At 57.3% G+C, this 18,030-nt stretch carries 17 protein-coding genes; 13 read left to right on the forward strand and 4 right to left on the reverse strand.

Annotated elements, in window-relative coordinates; all coding sequences use genetic code 11:
• Positions 1-27 precede the first annotated feature (27 nt).
• Positions 28-1,221 (forward strand): acetate/propionate family kinase, encoded by a 1,194-nt coding sequence (locus tag CR155_RS08575; RefSeq protein ID WP_102069603.1) that lies wholly within the window; start codon positions 28-30, stop codon positions 1,219-1,221.
• Here CR155_RS08575 and CR155_RS08580 read toward each other — a convergent pair.
• The 4 genes from CR155_RS08580 to map are packed head-to-tail and all read right to left on the reverse strand — an operon-like array spanning position 1,172 to position 5,822.
• Positions 1,172-1,678, reverse strand: a complete 507-nt coding sequence (locus CR155_RS08580; protein WP_102069604.1) for a disulfide bond formation protein B — start codon at positions 1,676-1,678, stop codon at positions 1,172-1,174. The two genes, CR155_RS08575 and CR155_RS08580, sit on opposite strands and share 50 nt — an antisense overlap.
• Positions 1,675-2,382, reverse strand: coding sequence for a MarC family protein (locus CR155_RS08585; RefSeq protein ID WP_102069605.1), 708 nt, complete (start codon positions 2,380-2,382; stop codon positions 1,675-1,677). The genes CR155_RS08580 and CR155_RS08585 overlap by 4 nt, the downstream gene beginning before the upstream one ends.
• 27 nt (positions 2,383-2,409) lie before the next feature.
• Entirely contained in the window at positions 2,410-4,977 is a 2,568-nt protein-coding gene (locus CR155_RS08590; RefSeq protein ID WP_439650428.1) for a [protein-PII] uridylyltransferase, read from the reverse strand.
• 38 nt (positions 4,978-5,015) lie between these two features.
• Complete coding sequence (gene map, locus CR155_RS08595) at positions 5,016-5,822, reverse strand: type I methionyl aminopeptidase (protein ID WP_102069607.1); 807 nt, start codon at positions 5,820-5,822, stop codon at positions 5,016-5,018.
• 229 nt (positions 5,823-6,051) lie between these two features.
• Between map and rpsB the strand changes: the two genes are divergently transcribed.
• From rpsB to fabZ, 12 genes are all read left to right on the forward strand, one after another.
• Positions 6,052-6,801 (forward strand): 30S ribosomal protein S2, encoded by a 750-nt coding sequence (rpsB, locus tag CR155_RS08600; RefSeq protein WP_102069608.1) that lies wholly within the window; start codon positions 6,052-6,054, stop codon positions 6,799-6,801.
• Positions 6,802-6,936: 135 nt separating this feature from the next.
• Positions 6,937-7,815 (forward strand): translation elongation factor Ts, encoded by an 879-nt coding sequence (tsf, locus tag CR155_RS08605; protein ID WP_199171712.1) that lies wholly within the window; start codon positions 6,937-6,939, stop codon positions 7,813-7,815.
• 94 nt (positions 7,816-7,909) lie between these two features.
• Positions 7,910-8,626 (forward strand): UMP kinase, encoded by a 717-nt coding sequence (gene pyrH, locus CR155_RS08610; protein WP_102069610.1) that lies wholly within the window; start codon positions 7,910-7,912, stop codon positions 8,624-8,626.
• A gap of 13 nt (positions 8,627-8,639) precedes the next feature.
• Complete coding sequence (gene frr / locus CR155_RS08615; RefSeq protein ID WP_102069611.1) at positions 8,640-9,200, forward strand: ribosome recycling factor; 561 nt, start codon at positions 8,640-8,642, stop codon at positions 9,198-9,200.
• A 24-nt stretch (positions 9,201-9,224) separates the two neighbouring features.
• Complete coding sequence (uppS, locus tag CR155_RS08620) at positions 9,225-9,983, forward strand: polyprenyl diphosphate synthase (protein ID WP_102069612.1); 759 nt, start codon at positions 9,225-9,227, stop codon at positions 9,981-9,983.
• Between the two features lie 16 nt (positions 9,984-9,999).
• Positions 10,000-10,863 carry a phosphatidate cytidylyltransferase gene (locus CR155_RS08625; RefSeq protein ID WP_102069613.1) on the forward strand — a complete coding sequence of 288 codons (864 nt, stop codon included), beginning with the start codon at positions 10,000-10,002 and terminating at the stop codon, positions 10,861-10,863.
• Positions 10,860-12,062: a 1-deoxy-D-xylulose-5-phosphate reductoisomerase gene (gene dxr, locus CR155_RS08630; RefSeq protein WP_102069614.1), complete on the forward strand. Its 1,203-nt coding sequence runs from the start codon at positions 10,860-10,862 to the stop codon at positions 12,060-12,062. The genes CR155_RS08625 and dxr overlap by 4 nt, the downstream gene beginning before the upstream one ends.
• Before the next feature lie 23 nt (positions 12,063-12,085).
• Positions 12,086-13,420 (forward strand): RIP metalloprotease RseP, encoded by a 1,335-nt coding sequence (gene rseP, locus CR155_RS08635; protein ID WP_102069615.1) that lies wholly within the window; start codon positions 12,086-12,088, stop codon positions 13,418-13,420.
• Between the two features lie 53 nt (positions 13,421-13,473).
• Positions 13,474-15,816 (forward strand): outer membrane protein assembly factor BamA, encoded by a 2,343-nt coding sequence (gene bamA, locus CR155_RS08640; protein WP_102069616.1) that lies wholly within the window; start codon positions 13,474-13,476, stop codon positions 15,814-15,816.
• A gap of 62 nt (positions 15,817-15,878) precedes the next feature.
• Positions 15,879-16,433, forward strand: a complete 555-nt coding sequence (locus tag CR155_RS08645) for an OmpH/Skp family outer membrane protein (protein ID WP_102069617.1) — start codon at positions 15,879-15,881, stop codon at positions 16,431-16,433.
• A gap of 5 nt (positions 16,434-16,438) precedes the next feature.
• Positions 16,439-17,539 carry a UDP-3-O-(3-hydroxymyristoyl)glucosamine N-acyltransferase gene (lpxD, locus tag CR155_RS08650; protein ID WP_102069618.1) on the forward strand — a complete coding sequence of 367 codons (1,101 nt, stop codon included), beginning with the start codon at positions 16,439-16,441 and terminating at the stop codon, positions 17,537-17,539.
• Positions 17,540-17,578: 39 nt separating this feature from the next.
• Positions 17,579-18,028 carry a 3-hydroxyacyl-ACP dehydratase FabZ gene (fabZ, locus tag CR155_RS08655; RefSeq protein ID WP_102069619.1) on the forward strand — a complete coding sequence of 150 codons (450 nt, stop codon included), beginning with the start codon at positions 17,579-17,581 and terminating at the stop codon, positions 18,026-18,028.
• The last annotated feature ends 2 nt before the right edge of the window (positions 18,029-18,030 follow it).

Consider the following 18,030-nt stretch of genomic DNA (forward strand, 5'->3'; position numbering starts at 1 on the left):
ACGACAGATCTCAACCCGCGGGGCTATATGACGCACGATATATTGTTGGTGATCAATGCCGGCAGTTCAAGCCTGAAGTTTCACGTGTACGACCTGGGGACGGACGGCTTGTCGTTCGCCTATGGCGGGCAGCTTTCCGGGATAGGCGGCACGCATTCGGATATCACTGTCCGGAACGCGGAAAAGGTCGTGCTGGTACAGCGCGAACTGAAAGGCACCGAAGCGTGCGACCTTGCAGCCGCCCAAAAGACGCTGGGCAACTGGCTTGCCACGACAATCCATCGGGCGCCGATCGCCGTGGGCCACCGGATCGTTCATGGCGGGCCGCGGTTCGCCGACAGCGTTCTGGTCAACGACGAAGTCCTGCGATATCTGGATACGCTGGTACCGCTCGCGCCATTGCACCAGCGCAATAACCTCGCACCGGTCCGCGTTATACACGAGCAATGGCCAGACATCCTGCAGGTCGCGTGTTTCGATACGGCATTCCATCGTACGCATGACAATGTCGTCGAACGTTTTGCGCTGCCCCAATCGTTCTATGACCGTGGCGTGAGGCGCTATGGATTTCATGGTCTTTCTTACGACTACATCGCACATCGCCTGCGACGCGAAATGCCAGAAGTGGCCCGGGGCAGGATAGTAGCGGCCCACTTGGGTTCCGGAGCGTCAGCCTGTGCCATGCTGGACGGAAAAAGCGTTGAAAGCACCATGGGATTCACTGCGCTTGACGGGCTGCCCATGGGCACGCGGCCCGGACGGCTGGATCCCGGCGTGGTGCTCTGGATGTTGGAGCAAGGCATGACTCACGATGAAATCCAGCATCTGCTGTATAACGAATCGGGCTTGAAGGGCTTGTCTGGTATCAGCGCGGATATTCGCGACCTGCAGGCCAGTAGTGCCCCATCGGCGCGGCTGGCGCTGGATTATTTCTCTTACCGGACAGCCGAAAGCATTGCCGGCTTATGCGTTTCGATCAAAGGCCTCGATACCCTGGTCTTTACCGCGGGGGTCGGCGAGCACAGCGCCTCTGTGCGTTCGTCCATTTGCCGCAACCTTGGCTGGCTGGGAATCGAACTCGACGAGGCGCTGAACCAGGCCAACTCGCCCCGCATTTCGACGACGCGCAGCCTTGTATCCGTGCAAGTGGTGCCCACCAATGAAGAGTTCGTCATCGCCCAGCAGACGCTGTGCACGATAAGCGCGGAAAAGCGGCCATGATTCCAAGTATGCCAGTCGCGATGAACAGGCCCAGCCCCCACAGGGCATACTCCAGGCCCAATAAATCCACGCGCGCGTCCATGCATGACGCAAAGATACCGAATAACCACGGCAGGTGGGCGTCCAGTCCGCTATTGACCATGAATCGATCGGCAAATGTCATGTCGCAGGAAAACAAATTGGCGGCGACTGTGTATTGATACCAGGCGGCGAGCGCGCCGCCCACGCTCAAGGCGAGGGTCAGCAACGCGGCGATCCGGTGGACGGCAGCGCGGTGCCGGCCAAGCAGCAGTCCGCCTATGCAAATTGCCGCGATCGCCAGAAATATCAGGCGCTGCAGGACACACCAGGCGCAAGGCTGCATTCCGAAGACATGCTGCGAGACAAGGGCTATGGACACGGCGGCCAAGCAAAGAAGGGCGATGACAGCAAGTAGCCGGGAAGTAATCGAACTCATGGAAAATTCCTGAAGAGAGAGGCTTGGCGCAGTAGTCCCAGCAATAGTTCCTGCATGCCGTCCCATACAATCTGTACGCCGAGGCACAAAAGAATAAAGGCGGACAGCCGCATCAGCACGGCAGTGCCATTCGGACCCAGCTTGTGCAGAAACTGAGCAGCAAAGCGCAGGCAAAAATAAACGACCAGCGACGCAATGGCGATGGCCACCAGGGAGCCCGTCAGATTGGCAGCTGTATCAAATGAAGCTTCGGTGTGCAGCGTCGCGCCGACCGTCAGTGCCGCCGATATGGCGCCTGGCCCGCAGATCATCGGAAAGGTAAGGGGGTAAAATGCTTTGGAGCGGACCTGGTCCAGGGAATAGGTTTCGGCCATGTTCTGGGCGTGTTCCGCATCGTAGTCCGAAGCGCTGACCAGGCGCCAGGCCGTGGCAACGACCAGCAAGCCGCCGCCGACACGAATGATCGGCAACGATATCCCGAAAAAATCCAGCACGACGTTGCCTGCGATCATCGCGATGGCCAGCATCACGCAAATATTGACAGCCACACGATGGGCCAACTGTTCCCTCGTACCGGCACTGGCGCCTTCCGTGAGCGTCAGGAAGATTGGCGCTACCGCAGGAGGATTGAGTATGGGCAGCATCGTTGCGAGGGCGAAGAGGAAACTGCGCCCGAAGTTTATTACCAGATCATTGAAGGCCATGGTGGTCCCGGAAGGAAGGCTAGGTGATCACGTACCGGAGGTGTCGAGGGTGGCCAGTATATCGCGCTCGAATTGCAGTTGCGCCCGGGGATGCCCAAGCCTGTCGCCTTCGATGATGAAGATATCCTCGATGCGATCGCCCAGTGTCAGGATCTTGGCCATTTTTAGATTGATGGCATTCGCAGCAAATACCTGTGCCAGACTGTATAGCAGACCGGGCCTGTCGGCAGCGGTTACTGAAAGACGCCACGAGGTGCTGTGTTCGTCCGGCTGCAACTCGACGTTGGGAACGATGGGAAAGATGCGCGAGCGCCTCGACCCGGCTCGTCTGGTGACACCGCTATCTGCCTGGCGAAAGGACTGTTCACGGGCGAGCGTGAGGTGCGCATGCAGTTCATGTTCGACCAGCGAAGCATTCGAGCGATAGTCTTTATCGTGGGCGGGAAGCAGCACGATGAAGCTGTCCAGCGCCCAACCGTGGTGCGTGGTGTGGATGCGGGCATCCTGAATGCTTAGGGCTCTGTGATCAAAGTACTGGCATATCCGGACAAAGAGATCATCGCTATCGGGCACATAAACCATTACCTGCAACGCCTCGTTGTGGCCCACAACACGGGCCTTGACGACCGGTTCTGGCGAGTTCACGCGATAATACAGCTGGCGCGTGTGCCAGGCTATCTCGCTGGCTTCATGGCGAAGGAAATAAGCAATATCGAGCTGATTCCAGAACGCGTCGCGGCTCTCATCCCGCAGGCCCATCAATCTTATCTCATTCGCGGCCTGTTCTCTGCGTTGCGCCTGTACCGAACGGCTGTCGGATTGCGCACCGCCCAACGCCGCCAGCGTCAGGCGATAGAGGTTCTCGAGCAGCTTGCCTTTCCAGGAGTTCCACACCTTGGGACTGGTGCCTCGTATGTCGGCAACGGTCAAGAGGTAGAGCGCGGTAAGCTGCCTCTCGTTTCTGACGGATGTCGCGAAATCGCGGACCACCTCGGGATCGCTGAGGTCGCGCTTTTGAGCGACCGTCGACATCGTCAAATGCTGTCGCACCAGGAATTCGGCCAGTTCGCTATCCTCGCCTTCAATGCCGTGGTCTTCGCAAAAGCGCCGGACTTCCAGCGCGCCCAGCTCGGAATGGTCTCCGCCACGGCCCTTCGCGATGTCATGGAATAGCGCTGCGACGTAAAGCAGCCAATGGCGATCGAAACCTGCGATCAGCTGGCTCGCCAGCGGATATTCCTGGGCGTGTTCCGGCATAGTGAAACGGCGCAGATTGCGCACCACCATGAGCGTGTGCTGGTCCACCGTATAAGCATGAAAAAGATCGTGCTGCATCTGGCCCACAATACGGCGGAACACAGGTAGGTAACGCGGCAAAATATTCAGCATGGTCATGCGGCGCAGGGCATGTACGATGCCGCGCGGCTGCTGCAATATCTGCAGGAACTGATGGCGGTTGACCGGATTATGTCGGAACTGGGCGTCGATACGCCACCTGGCGTGCCACATCGCGCGCAGTGCCTGCGCCGAAATGCCCAGCAGTTCCGGGCGCTCCTGCATGACAAGGAAGGCGCGAAACAGCAGGGCGGGGTTGCGGTCGAAGCTGTCCTCGCGCCTTATTCCCAAGCGACCGCGTATCATGCAGAAGTCATCGTCGATGATATGCAACTGGTCGTTGGGCGGCGGAAATAGCAATTCTTCGATGCTTTGCATCAATATAATATTCAGCTGGCTTACCACCCTGGCAGCCCAGTAGTAGCGCTGCATCAGAATTTCGCTGGGCCGGCGGGCCTTGGTGCCTTCGAATCCATAGATGGCGGCCAGACCAGGCTGCAGGTCGAACAGTACGCGATCTTCACGGCGACCTGATAACAAATGCAGCTCAATGCGCAGGCGCTTGAATGCGACATCGGCGCGGCGCAAGGCGCGAAACTCCGCCGCCGTCAGCAGGTCGCTGCGGGAAATCTCGAGCCAGGTGCTGCCGAGTCCTGCCGCCTGGGCCACCCATAGAACCACTTGCAAATCGCGCAAGCCGCCGGGTGCTTCCTTGCAGTTGGGCTCGAGGGCATAGGGCGTGTCCTGATGCCGGGCATGCCGCTGCTGCATTTCAGCACGCTTTGCCTGAAAGAACGCTTGTGCATCCAGCTGCTCGCTCATTATTTTAGACAGGCTGGCAAGCAGCGACTTGTCGCCGGCAAGCCAGCGCGCTTCCATCAGCGCCGTTTCGACGGTGATGTCGTTTGCCGCTTCGTGCTTGCAATCTTCTATGGTGCGTACGCTATGGCCGGGTTCGATGCCCAGATCCCACATGGCGGCAATGAGCGCTTCGATCATTGCGTTGTCGTCGCCGCTGGGCGGCTCGTGCAAAAGCACCAACACGTCGACATCGGAATACGGGTAGAGTTCGCCGCGTCCGTATCCGCCGACGGCCGCAAGGGCAGCGCCTTGCGGAAGAGGGTAGAGCGTCAGGAGCTCAAGCAGTGTCTGGTCCATAATGCGGCGCAAGGCCGTGAGCAACAGCTCTGGCCGCAGATGCTCACGGAAGCCGCGTATGGCTTCGCTGCGTCGCTCCGCCAGCTGCGTCCGCAGCAGCATTATCGTTGGCGCGCGCATAGTGCTCCTGTTGAACAGAGTCAGCTGACCGACACGAATGGAGGAGGTGCAGGCATGCCTTTGGAGACAGTGAGTACTTCGTAGCCAGTATCGGTTACCAGAATGCTATGTTCCCACTGGGCAGAAAGGCTGTGATCGCGCGTCACGACCGTCCAGCCGTCGGCCAGCGTGCGAATTTCCTTGCGACCGGAATTGATCATGGGCTCGATGGTGAAGATCATGCCAGCTTCCAGGGCAATGCCGGTGCCCGCTTTACCGTAATGCAACACCTGAGGGTCCTGATGAAACTTGCGGCCGACACCGTGGCCGCAGTATTCGCGCACGACGGAAAAGCCATTTTTTTCGGCATGTTTTTGGATGGCATGGCCAATATCGCCCAATTTTGCACCTGGACGCACCTGCTCGATACCGAGCCACATGCACTCATAAGTGGTTTCGGTAAGCCGGCGTGCGAGGATGGAGGGTTCGCCTATGTAGTACATGCGGCTGGTATCACCGAACCATCCGTCCTTGATGACTGTGACGTCGATGTTCATGATGTCGCCGTTCTTCAGGACCTTGTCGCCCGGTATGCCGTGACAGATCACGTGATTGACCGACGTGCAGATGGAAGCGGGAAAAGGTGTGTAGCCGGGCGGTGCATAGCCAACCGTGGCTGACTCGACTTGAAGTTCGTTGGTGATGTAATCGATGCAAAGCCTGTCCAGCTCAGCGGTGGTGACGCCGGCACGTACATGCGGCTCGAGGAAGTCCAGGGTGGAGGCCGCGGCCTGACAAGCGGCGCGCATTTTATCGAGATCTGCAGGGTCTGTAACGAGACTACTCATGGTAACTTGAATTAGGTGGGATAAAAATAGTAGAATTATGGGCTTTCTTAAATTTTATTAAGAAAGCGGCTGGCTTCTGAAGTTCTTGGGCATTATAACCCTGGGGCTACTGGCCGCCTTTTGAAAAATCGCGTGCCTGGTTGACTCAGGGTGTTCGCCTTAGCCATTGTGTAATCACACAATCTGGCGGATGCAGACCTGGCACAAGACCAAACCCTCGGAGAATATTATGTCGTTAATGCGTGAAATGCTTGAAGCTGGCGTGCACTTTGGCCACCAGACCCGCTACTGGAACCCGAAGATGGCGCCGTACATCTTCGGCCATCGCAACAAGATCCACATCGTCAATCTTGAACAGACTGTCGTCAAGTACCAGGAAGCAGCAAAGTTCGTGCGCCAGATTGCTGCCCGTGGCGGCAACGTTCTATTTGTTGGCACCAAGCGCGCCGCACGCGAATTCGTGGCCGCCGAAGCAGCCCGTTGCGGTATGCCTTATGTCGACAGCCGCTGGCTGGGTGGCATGATGACTAACTTCAAGACGGTCAAGAGCTCGATCAAGCGCCTTAAAGAGATGGAAGTCCAGATTGCCGACGGCGCCACCGAGCGCATGAGCAAGAAAGAAGCCCTGATGTTCGATCGCGAACTCGAAAAGCTGAACAAGGCCATCGGCGGCATCAAAGACATGAACACTCTGCCCGACGCGCTGTTCGTTATCGATGTCGGTTATCACAAAATTGCTATCGCAGAAGCCAAGACCCTGGGTATACCGGTCGTCGCCGTAGTCGATACCAATCACTCGCCCGACGGCGTGGAATACATCATTCCTGGTAACGATGACTCAGCCAAGGCCATTGCGCTGTACGCCCGCGGCATGGCAGACGCTGTACTGGAAGGTCGGGAACAGAACCTGAACGGTCTGGTCGAAGAAATTGCCGAAGGCGACGAAGAGTTCGTCGAAGTCGAGCAAGAGCGCGAGTAAGCGCGACGACCGTCCCGGTCGTACTGCCAGGCCGGGCCAGGAGTTTGCTGTCATCAGGCGGCAAGAACCTGATCGTATCGTTGTGCACCTGCCCCGGCTATGCCGGGGAGTGTTTTAGTGAACTGGAGAAAAAAAGTGGCTCAAATTACCGCATCTATGGTTAAAGAATTGCGCGAGAAAACCGACGCGCCCATGATGGAATGCAAAAAAGCGCTCACCGAAGCCGAAGGCGACCTGGCCCGTGCTGAAGAAATTCTCCGCGTGAAATTGGGAAATAAAGCCAGCAAAGCTGCCACTCGCGTAACCGCTGAGGGCCTTATCGGCTTGCACATCTCGCCCGACAGCAAGCGTGGCACTGTGGTCGAAGTCAACTGCGAAACCGACTTTGTTGCCAAGAACGACGATTTCGTCGGATTCATCAATCAAGTCGCCGAATTGATCACCGAAAAGAATCCGGCCGATGTGGCTGCACTTTCTGAACTGCCCATGGGCGAAGCCACCGTCGAAGTCACCCGCTCCGCACTGGTAGGCAAGATCGGCGAAAATATTTCCATTCGCCGTTTTCAGCGATTTGAAACCAGCGACAAGCTGGCCAGCTACGTGCACGGTGGAAAGATCGGTGTGCTAGTTGATTTCGCGGGTCCCGAAGAGACGGGCAAAGACCTGGCCATGCATATTGCCGCGACCAAGCCACGCGCACTCGACGCAAGCGGCGTGTCGCCGGCTGATATCGCGACCGAACGCTCTGTTGCCGAGCAAAAGGCAGCCGAATCGGGCAAGCCGGCCGAAATCGTTTCCAAGATGGTCGAGGGCTCCGTCCAGAAGTTCCTGAAAGAAGTAACGCTGCTCTCCCAGCCTTTCGTGAAGAACGACAAGCAATCCATTGAACAAATGCTCAAGGAAAAGGGCGCCAAAATCACTGGTTTTGCCCTGTATGTCGTTGGTGAAGGCATCGAGAAAAAGTCCGAAGACTTCGCAGCGGAAGTTGCCGCGGCTGCCGCCGGTACTGCCTGATATTGCTTCGTCAGAAAAAAGCCTGAATTGCGCTGCCATGCAGTCGCGGTTCAGGCTCGAACATTCGTTGGACTGCCCACCTAGGATTCTATCCATGACCACCAGATCGTATAAGCGCGTTCTTCTCAAACTTTCCGGCGAAGCGCTAATGGGAGAAGATGCGTTCGGGATCAACCGCGCCACTATTTTGCGCATGACCGAAGAGATCGCCGAGGTGGCTGCCATGGGCATTGAGCTTGCCATCGTGATCGGCGGCGGCAATATTTTCCGGGGCATTGCACCCGGCGCCCAGGGTATGGACCGCGCCACGGCCGACTACATGGGCATGATGGCAACAATCATGAATGCTCTGGCCCTGCAAGACGCGCTGAAGCACCGTGGTATCGATACCCGCGTGCAGTCGGCCCTGAATATCGATCAAGTCGTTGAACCGTATATTCGCCCCAAGGCCTTGCGTTATCTCGAAGAGGGCAAGATCGTCATCTTCGCCGCAGGCACTGGCAATCCATTTTTCACCACCGATACAGCCGCCGCACTTCGCGGCGCCGAAATCGGTGCTGAGATCGTCCTGAAGGCCACCAAGGTCGACGGCATATACAGTGCGGATCCCAACAAAGATCCTACCGCCACCCGATACGCGCGTATCAGCTTCGATGAAGTGATCGTACGTCGCCTTGAAGTCATGGACGCAACGGCGTTCGCCCTGTGCCGTGACCAGAAACTGCCCATCAAGGTGTTTTCCATCAACAAGTCCGGTGCCTTGAAGCGCGCCGTGTCAGGTGAAGACGAAGGTACACTGGTACACGTTTGATAAAGGAACAATTATGAGTCTTTCTGAAGTCAGAAAATCGACTGAATCACGCATGGTCAAGTCGCTTGAAACGCTCAAGGTCGCCTTGTCCAAAATTCGCACAGGTCGCGCTCACGCCGGCATACTGGACCACATTATGGTGGAGTACTATGGGTCGCCAGTGCCTATCAGCCAAGTTGCCAATGTCAATCTGGTGGATGCGCGCACGATCAATGTGCAGGTATGGGAAAAGAACATGGCCGGCCCGGTGGAAAAGGCCATCCGTGATTCCGACCTGGGCTTGAATCCCATTTCCATGGGCGACAGCATACGTGTACCCATGCCGGCGCTTACCGAGGAGCGGCGACGCGACCTGGCCAAGGTTGTGCGCACCGAGGGCGAGGACGCCAAGATTGCCGTGCGCAATTTACGTCGTGATGCCAACGATACGCTCAAAAAGTTGGTCAAGGAAAAGGAAATTTCGGAAGACGACGAGCGTCGCATGCAGGACGAGGTCCAGAAGCTTACCGACAAGCATGTCATTGATATCGATAAACTCGTTGCTCAGAAAGAAGCCGAAATCATGACGGTCTGAACGTCATTGTCACCGAACTCTTACATGCTTCCTAGCACGACTCTGTCGGTGCCCGAATGTACGGACGTCCCGCGTCACATTGCCATCATCATGGACGGCAATGGCCGCTGGGCAACCAAGCGTTTTTTGCCCCGTACCGCCGGCCATGTCCGTGGCGTTCAGGCAGTTCGACGCGTGGTCGAAGCCTGTGGCAAGAAAGGTGTCGACTACCTTACCCTGTTTGCCTTCAGCTCCGAAAATTGGCGCCGCCCGGCCGACGAAGTTTCCTTGTTGATGCGCCTGTTCATCAAGACTCTGCAAAAAGAAGTCGACAAGCTCGACGACCGGGGCGTGAAGCTGCGCATTGTTGGCGACTTATCGCCATTCGAACCTCGTTTGCAAGACCTGATCAAGCTCGCCGAGCAACGTACAGAACACAACACAGGCCTGAATCTCACCATTGCCGCCAACTATGGCGGGCGCTGGGATATTCTACAAGCCATAAAGAGTTTGTTGCAGGCACGGCCCGACCTGGCCGTCAATCCGCAGTCCATCGATGAAACGCTTTTAAGCGACTTCCTCTGCATGGCGTTCGCTCCCGAACCCGATCTCTTCATTCGCACCGGCGGCGAACAGCGAATCTCCAATTTTCTGGTTTGGCAACTCGCCTATACTGAACTATATTTTTCCGACGACTTTTGGCCCGACTTCGGTGCCAAGGAGCTGGAAGCCGCTTTCGAGTGGTATCGGACCCGGGAACGCCGATTTGGCCGCACCAGCGACCAGATTGCAAAGAAACCCTGAACGCGGAGTCCTCCCTATGTTGAAGCAGCGCATCATAACGGCGATTGTCTTGCTCGCGGTATTGCTCGGGGCCCTGTTGGCCCCGGGACCCTGGCCCATTGTCCTACTATTTACGATCATCGCCGCGTGCGCCCTCTGGGAATGGCTCAGGCTCACCCTGCCTGGCGGAGGTTCCCAACTACCCGTGGCGCTGGCTGTGTTTACATCAGTGATTCTGCTGGTTGTGGCGCGGCAATGGCTTTCTTCGGAACCAGCGCCATGGTCTTTACATACGCAAAGCTTGCTCAACCGGTGGCTGATTCCTGGCATGGCCGCCATCTGGGTCGTTGCCGCCACGAGTTTGGTAGTACAGGGGCAGACCAAGGTGCGTACTCATGGCGCCTGGCTCAGCATGTTCGGCGTATTAGCCATTCTCGCCGTCTGGGCTGCACTTGTGCAGCTCTTTCTTGCCTATGGCGCCTGGTTCCTGGTATCGCTGCTCGCTCTGATCTGGTTCGCCGACATTGCCGCCTACTTCACGGGCAAGGCGCTGGGGAAACACAAGCTTGCGCCCCGCATCAGCCCTGGGAAAACCTGGGAAGGGGCCATCGGCGGGGTGGTTGCAGCGACAGTGTGGGTATGGGCATCCACCTTTTGGCCGGGAAGTTTCGGCGCAGTCCTATCCCAACGCTGGCCTTGGTGGGGGGTGTTGCTGATTGCGGTATTCCTGGCTGCACTGTCCATCGTCGGCGATTTGTTCGAGTCCTTGTTGAAGCGGCGTGCCGCGGTCAAGGACTCCAGCCATTTGCTGCCCGGGCATGGCGGCGTCTACGATCGCATTGACGCGCTGTTGCCTGTGGCGCCTCTGGCATTCCTGCTGGTAGAGGTGTTGCCTCGATGACGCACCAACAGATATGTGTGCTCGGTTCTACGGGTTCAATCGGCGAGAACACCCTGGATGTCATTGCAAGACACCCCGACACCATGTCGGTGTACGCCCTGAGTGCACATAGCCGGATCGAGCGATTGGCCGAACAGGCTCTGGCTACACGAGCCAAGGTGGTTGTCGTGCCGTCGGATTCAGCCCGCAGCCGATTTCTGCTCGCCTGGACGGGGCCTGGGCCCGTACCGGAACTGCGCGTCGGCAGCCAGGCACTTGCCGATACGGCAGCCGATCCTCTGGTCACCACGGTAATGGCTGCAATTGTCGGCGCGGCCGGGCTCCCAGCGGCGCTGTCCGCGGCGAAATCAGGCAAGCGTGTCTTGCTTGCCAATAAAGAAGCGCTGGTCGCCGCGGGTGGCTTGTTCATGCGGGCCGTCCGCGAAAATGGGGCCGAACTGCTTCCTATAGACAGCGAACACAACGCCATCTTCCAGTGCATGCCTCAAGGCAGCAGGGCTGCCGCGCCCACTACGCCAGCCAAAGGTGTCCGACGCCTGCTGCTCACCGCATCGGGTGGGCCGTTTCGCACGACCCCGCTGGCCCAGTTGCCAGACGTCACTCCAGACCAAGCCTGTGCGCATCCCAACTGGAGCATGGGCCGCAAGATTTCCGTCGACTCTGCAACCATGCTCAACAAAGGCCTGGAAGTCATCGAAGCTCATTGGCTGTTTGCCATGCCGGTGAATCAGATCCAGGTCGTCGTGCATCCGCAGAGCATGGTGCACTCGATGGTCGAATACGAAGATGGCTCTATCCTGGCCCAGATAGGCCAGCCGGACATGCGCACGCCCATTGCTTACGGCCTGGGATTTCCCGAGCGTATTAATAGCGGCGTGGGTCTGCTGGCCTTGACCGCCCTGGGCCGCCTCGATTTCGAAGAGCCGGATTTCGATCGGTTCCCTTGCCTGCGTTTATCCTTTGATGCGCTCCGGTCCGGCCAGGCCGCCTGCGTGGCGCTTAACGCCGCGAATGAAGTCGCCGTAGACTGCTTTTTGAACGGACAGATTCGCTATACTGAAATCGCTGGCGTGATCGAAGACTGCCTGGACCGAATGGAGGGCATGTCTCATCCAGAACTGTCGACGCTCGACGACGTCCTGGCGCTGGATGCCCAGGCTCGCAGCATAGCCACCGGGCTCTGCCACCTCCAAGGTTAGTAGCGCCGTTTTCCAGGAACTCCATGCTTTTCACTTTGCTCGCTTTTGCCATCGCACTCGGCGTGCTGATTACTTTTCATGAATTGGGCCATTACTGGGTCGCGCGTTGCTGCGGGGTTCGGATACTGCGCTTTTCGGTGGGCTTTGGCAAAGTACTCGTGCGTCGCACCGATCGGCATGGAACCGAATGGGCAGTGTCCGCAATCCCCTTGGGCGGCTATGTCAAAATGCTCGACGACGCGCCTCAGGACGGCACGGCGCAAGAGGCCGCGGGCGCCTTCAACAATAAATCGCTGATTCAACGCAGCGCGATCGTGCTGGCCGGCCCCGTGGCCAACCTCGTACTGGCCGCATTGCTGTATACCGCATTGGGTTTGGCCGGAACCAACGAGCCCGCCGCCATTCTCGGTGCCCCGCCACCCAGCACGACCGCGGCACAGGCCGGGTTCCAGGCGGGTGACCGCATCATGAGCATCAATGATGAACCGATTCAATCCTGGAGCGAAGCCCGTTGGCAGTTGCTCGACGCGCTCACCAGCGGAGGCGAGGCCCGGATACAGGTGAACACCATTTCAGGCGGGTCGCGGGAACGCCACCTGATTTTGCCGCCAGCCACGATAGAGCCAGAAGGTTCCGACCTCATGGCGGACGCTGGCCTGATGCTGGCCACTCCGCGTCCACTCATCAATAAGATCACACCGGGCGGCGCTGGAGAGCAGGCGGGCCTGCGCAATGGTGACGTGGTCATCGCCCTCGGGTCGCTCAACGAGCCGACGGCCAGTACCGTGGTGAGCGAGATCCGTAATCGTGCAGGCCAAGCGCTGCCAATAACGGTTCTCCGGGACGGTGCTCCTGTCACGCTGACCATCACGCCACATGCCCAAGCTGCAGACGATGGCGCGACAATAGGGCGGATAGGAGTTTTGCTGGGTGCCGACTTTCCAATGGTGACAGTGCGCTACGGCCTTTTCGAAAGTCTGGGCCGCGGGATTGCCAGGACCGTGGATACGGCATGGTTCTCGCTGAAAATGATGGGACGCATGGTGACCGGGGATGTTTCGCTGCGCAATGTCAGCGGTCCGGTTACCATCGCGGACTACGCAGGCCAGACCGCGCGCATTGGATTGGCTGCCTACGTTGGGTTTCTCGCACTGATCAGTGTTAGTATCGGCGTGTTAAATTTGCTGCCCGTGCCCATGCTGGATGGCGGTCATCTGATGTTCTACATCATAGAGGCGATCCGGGGCAAGCCGATACCCGACAAATGGCTGGAAAGCAGTCAACGTATCGGCCTTGGTTTGCTGGCAGGCTTGATGGGCCTGGCATTTTTCAATGATTTTTCCCGCCTTTTCACATAGAGGCATTGTGCCTTACAATCTCTCACCAATCATTCCCCCAAGGATCCTCCAGGATGTCGTTTAGCCGGAAATTCCCATTTGCCAAGCGCGCCATGCCCGTTTTGCTGGCAGCTATGCTTCTCCCCAGCCTTGCGAGCGCCTTTTCGCCATTCGTGGTGCGCGACATCCAGGTCAATGGCATCCAGCGTGTCGATGCCGGTACGGTATTCAGCTACCTTCCGGTCAAGGTGGGAGAGCAATTCACCGAAGCGCAGGCCAGCGAAGCCATTCAGCGTCTGTATGCCACTGGTTTCTTCAGCGATGTCAAAATCGATACTGTCAATAATGTGCTGGTCGTGTCGGTCAAAGAAAGACCGACCATTGCGTCCGTGACGTTCAACGGCATGCACGAATTCGACCCCAAAGCCATCACCAAATCGCTGGGCCAGGTCGGTTTCGGCCAAGGCCGCGTATTCGATCGTTCAATGTTGGAACGCGCTGAATTCGAACTCAAGCAGCAGTACCTGTCCAAAGGCAAGTACGGCGTTGAAATCAACCCCATCATCACTCCGCTGCCACGTAACCGGGTTGGCGTCAGCTTCGACGTATTCGAAGGCGACCTGGCGAAGATAAAGCAGATCAATATCGTCGGCAACGAGACCTTCTCAGAAGGAACCTTGCTTGATGAAATGGAACTCACCGATTCCGGCATGATGACCTGGTACACAGGTACAGACAAATATTCGCGCGAAAAGCTCGAAGGTGATATCGAACGTGTCCGCTCCTTCTACCTTGACCGCGGCTATCTTGAATATTCGGCCGAACCGCCACAGGTCACCATTTCGCCCGACCGCCAGGACATCTTCGTTACCCTGACTATCCACGAGGGCGAACCCTACACGCTGCGCAGCGTGAAGCTGGCGGGCGATCTTCTCGGGCTCGACGCGAACATACAACCGCTCCTGCAAGTGAAGGAAGGCGAAAAGTTTTCCGCAACGAAAACCAACGCAACGGTAAAAGCGATTACAGAATATCTCGGCAGCCTTGGCTATGCGTTTGCCAACGTGAATCCCAATCCGGTGCTTGATCGCGAAAGCCACGAGGCCGATCTGACCTTTTATGTCGATCCCGGCCGGCGTGTCTACGTTCGACGCATCCAGATCGGTGGAAACACGCGTACGCGGGACGAGGTCATTCGTCGCGAAATGCGCCAGCAGGAGGCGGCCTGGTACGATTCCTCCAACATCAAGTCGTCGCGTGACCGTGTCGATCGCCTGGGCTATTTCAACGACGTCAATGTCCGCACTACGCCAGTCGCGGGATCACCCGACCAGGTCGATGTCAACGTGGACGTGAAGGAAAAACCCACCGGCTTGATCAATCTGGGCGTGGGCTATGGCTCGACCGACAAAGTCATTTTATCGGCGGGTGTCAGTCAGGATAATATTTTCGGCAGTGGCAACACCTTGTCCTTGCAGGTCAATACCAGCAAGACCAACCGCGCGGCTATTCTTTCACATACCGATCCATACTGGACACGGGATGGAATCAGTAAAACCACATCACTGTATTACCGCCGCACCACGCCTTACGATAGCGATAACGCCTACGGCGACTACGAAGTCACGGCCATAGGTGGCGGCCTGAACTTCGGCGTACCCATTTCCGAATATGATCGCATTTTCACGGGCGTCAGCTTCGAACATAACAAGCTGGGCCGCCTGAATGAGAATACACCTCTAGCGTACGAGGAATATAAGAACGAATATGGCGAGGGCACGAACTCGTTAATTTTCAATCTGGGCTGGTCGAAAGACACACGCGATAGCGCTCTTGCACCGACGCGTGGCAGCTACACGCGCCTTTCCGGTGATCTGTCCACTGGTGATCTGCGCTATTACATGCTTAGCGCGCAGCAGCAATATTACCTACCATTGGGCAAAGCCTATACGTTGGCATTCAATGGCCTTGCCGACTGGGGTAAGTCCTATGGTGGCAAATCGTATCCGGTCATCAAGAACATATATGGTGGGGGCATCGGATCAGTGCGCGGCTACGAAGGGGCGTCGCTGGGCGGGCGTGACGAACGTACAAATGATTACCTTGGAGGTTCCCGACGGGTTGTAGGCAGTATACAGTTGTACTTGCCGTTCCCCGGGGCGACGCGTGACCGTACCTTGCGCTGGTTCCTGTTCACCGATGCGGGCCAAGTCACAACAACCGGCAGCTCCGAATGTGCTCGCGGACCTAGCAATAATCGCGCGGAAGATCCATGCGGTTGGAAATATTCGGCTGGTGTCGGTTTATCGTGGCAGTCGCCACTGGGTCCGCTGCAGTTATCTTACGGGCGCGCGCTCAATGCCAAGCCGGGCGATGACAAACAGGCCTTCCAGTTCCAGATCGGTACAGGTTTCTGATTCCCGCCATTTAATGGCACAATAGCTTTTTTATCTCTGCTACATTGCAAGGTAGATTTTCCATGAAGTCTCAATTAGCTTTAAACGTTTCTGCTTTAACCCGTAATATCGGCCGTGGCAATCGTGCACTCGTCCTGGCTGTGGCCTTGGGCGCAAGCGCCATGGCAGCGGCGCCTGTTTATGCCCAGTCGACCAAAATCGGCTTCGTTAGCACAGAACGCATCCTGCGAGACTCCAAACCCGCCAAGGCAGCACAATCCAAAATTGAAGCCGAATTCAAGCGCCGCGATGACGAATTGCAGAAAATGGCCACCAGCCTGCGCTCCCAAGCACAGAAATTCGACAAAGACGCACCGGTTCTATCCGAATCAGAGCGCGTCAAGCGACAGCGTCAACTAGCTGATCTCGATTCGGACCTGCAACGCAAGCGCCGCGAATTCCAGGAAGATTTCAATCGACGCCGCAACGAAGAGTTCTCCAGCATTGTCGAAAAGGCCGACGCCGCGATCAAGAAAATTGCAGAGCAGCAAGGCTATGACCTGATTGTCCAGGATGCGGTTACGGTAAGCCCCAAGGTAGATATCACTGACCAGGTCATGAAAGCACTGGGCGGCTAACTTCAATGCCGGTATTGCTAGCTCCTGATCAGGCGCCCACTCTTCACGAACTCCTTGCCGAAGCGAACACCGTCGGTCTGGACTGCAAACCGGTCGATACCAGCAACGAATCCGAGCCGCGCATCCAGGGGCTGGGTTCGTTGACGTCCGCGGGACGTACCGAGATCAGCTTTCTGTCCAATCCTAAGTTGCGAAATCAACTGTCCGATTGCAAGGCGGCAGCAGTCATCATGACCGACGCCGATTACCAAACGCTCGACATCGAAAATCGGTCATACCGTGTTGTGCTTTGCAGTCAGCCTTACCTGATGTATGCCTTGTTGGCACAATGGTTCGACCAACGTAGAATCAGCCGCCTGGAAACAGGGATACACCCAACCGCCATCGTTGCCTCCAGCGCCGCCGTGGCCGCCAGCGTCAGTATCGGACCCTATTGCGTCATTGAAGAGGGAGCCCGTATCGGGCAGGGCACGCGGGTGGGTGCTCACTGTACAATCGGTGCGAATTCGGTATTGGGTAAAGACTGCCTGCTGCATGCGCGGGTAACGCTCTACCATAATGTCACAATTGGTGATCGAGCGATTCTTCATTCGGGCTCGGTGTTCGGTGCCGATGGTTTCGGGTTTGCGCCCGATCCTCATAACGCTGCAGGAGCCTGGGCCAAGATCGCCCAGATCGGTGGGGTGGTTCTTGGGAATGATGTCGAAATCGGAGCCAACACCACGGTAGACCGTGGCGCGCTCGAAAATACACTGGTTGGCAACGGCGTCAAGCTGGACAACCAGATAATGATCGGACATAACGTCCAGATCGGCGACCATACCGCCATGGCAGCCTGTGTAGGCGTTGCAGGCTCGACCATCATAGGACAACGCTGCACTATAGCTGGCGCCGCCATGCTGTCGGGCCATCTCGTGCTGGGCGACGACGTCCACGTATCGGGCGGTACTGCCGTCACCTCCAATATCAGTACTCCGGGGCGTTATACCGGGGTCTATCCGTTTGCCGAACACAGCCAGTGGCAGCGCAACGCCGCGGTCTTATCTCAACTGGCTCAGTTGCGTCGTCGCCTGCGGGCGATCGAAAAAGCGCAAAACAATCAGTAATCGTATCGTACGATTCAAGCACGCAGGATATAAACAAAGATGGAACTCGACATCAAACAAATCATGGAGCGGCTGCCGCATCGATTTCCGATGCTGCTGGTTGACCGTGTCATTGAAATGGTACCGGGCAAGAGCATCGTGGCCATCAAGAATGTGACGATGAACGAGCCCTTTTTTACCGGACATTTCCCACACCATCCGGTTATGCCGGGGGTGCTGATCATCGAGGCCCTTGCCCAAGCTGCTGCCTTATTTTCATTCGAGGAAAGCGACGCCAAGCCGGCCGACAAAAAAATGGCCTACTATCTTGTAGGGGTTGATGGCGCGCGCTTCCGACGTCCGGTGGTCCCGGGCGACCAGTTGCGCCTCGAAGCAACGGCCGACAAAATCAGCCGCTCAATATGCCGATACAACGCCAAGGCGACGGTAGATGGTCAACTCGTGGCTGAAGCCAAGATCATGTGTGCGATTCGCGTCCTGGAAGATTAGCA

It is taken from the genome of Pollutimonas nitritireducens (genome assembly GCF_002849615.1).
Lineage (GTDB): Bacteria > Pseudomonadota > Gammaproteobacteria > Burkholderiales > Burkholderiaceae_B > Pollutimonas > Pollutimonas nitritireducens.

Excerpts from the sequence above, each read along its gene's own strand:
- CR155_RS08575 (WP_102069603.1), top strand. The coding sequence starts at position 28 with ATGACGCACGATATATTGTTGGTGATCAATGCCGGCAGTTCAAGCCTG.
- CR155_RS08580 (WP_102069604.1), bottom strand. The coding sequence starts at position 1,678 with ATGAGTTCGATTACTTCCCGGCTACTTGCTGTCATCGCCCTTCTTTGC.
- CR155_RS08585 (WP_102069605.1), bottom strand. The coding sequence starts at position 2,382 with ATGGCCTTCAATGATCTGGTAATAAACTTCGGGCGCAGTTTCCTCTTC.
- CR155_RS08590 (WP_439650428.1), bottom strand. The coding sequence starts at position 4,977 with ATGCTGCTGCGGACGCAGCTGGCGGAGCGACGCAGCGAAGCCATACGC.
- map (WP_102069607.1), bottom strand. The coding sequence starts at position 5,822 with ATGAGTAGTCTCGTTACAGACCCTGCAGATCTCGATAAAATGCGCGCC.
- rpsB (WP_102069608.1), top strand. The coding sequence starts at position 6,052 with ATGTCGTTAATGCGTGAAATGCTTGAAGCTGGCGTGCACTTTGGCCAC.
- pyrH (WP_102069610.1), top strand. The coding sequence starts at position 7,910 with ATGACCACCAGATCGTATAAGCGCGTTCTTCTCAAACTTTCCGGCGAA.
- frr (WP_102069611.1), top strand. The coding sequence starts at position 8,640 with ATGAGTCTTTCTGAAGTCAGAAAATCGACTGAATCACGCATGGTCAAG.
- uppS (WP_102069612.1), top strand. The coding sequence starts at position 9,225 with ATGCTTCCTAGCACGACTCTGTCGGTGCCCGAATGTACGGACGTCCCG.
- CR155_RS08625 (WP_102069613.1), top strand. The coding sequence starts at position 10,000 with ATGTTGAAGCAGCGCATCATAACGGCGATTGTCTTGCTCGCGGTATTG.
- dxr (WP_102069614.1), top strand. The coding sequence starts at position 10,860 with ATGACGCACCAACAGATATGTGTGCTCGGTTCTACGGGTTCAATCGGC.
- rseP (WP_102069615.1), top strand. The coding sequence starts at position 12,086 with ATGCTTTTCACTTTGCTCGCTTTTGCCATCGCACTCGGCGTGCTGATT.
- bamA (WP_102069616.1), top strand. The coding sequence starts at position 13,474 with ATGTCGTTTAGCCGGAAATTCCCATTTGCCAAGCGCGCCATGCCCGTT.
- CR155_RS08645 (WP_102069617.1), top strand. The coding sequence starts at position 15,879 with ATGAAGTCTCAATTAGCTTTAAACGTTTCTGCTTTAACCCGTAATATC.
- lpxD (WP_102069618.1), top strand. The coding sequence starts at position 16,439 with ATGCCGGTATTGCTAGCTCCTGATCAGGCGCCCACTCTTCACGAACTC.
- fabZ (WP_102069619.1), top strand. The coding sequence starts at position 17,579 with ATGGAACTCGACATCAAACAAATCATGGAGCGGCTGCCGCATCGATTT.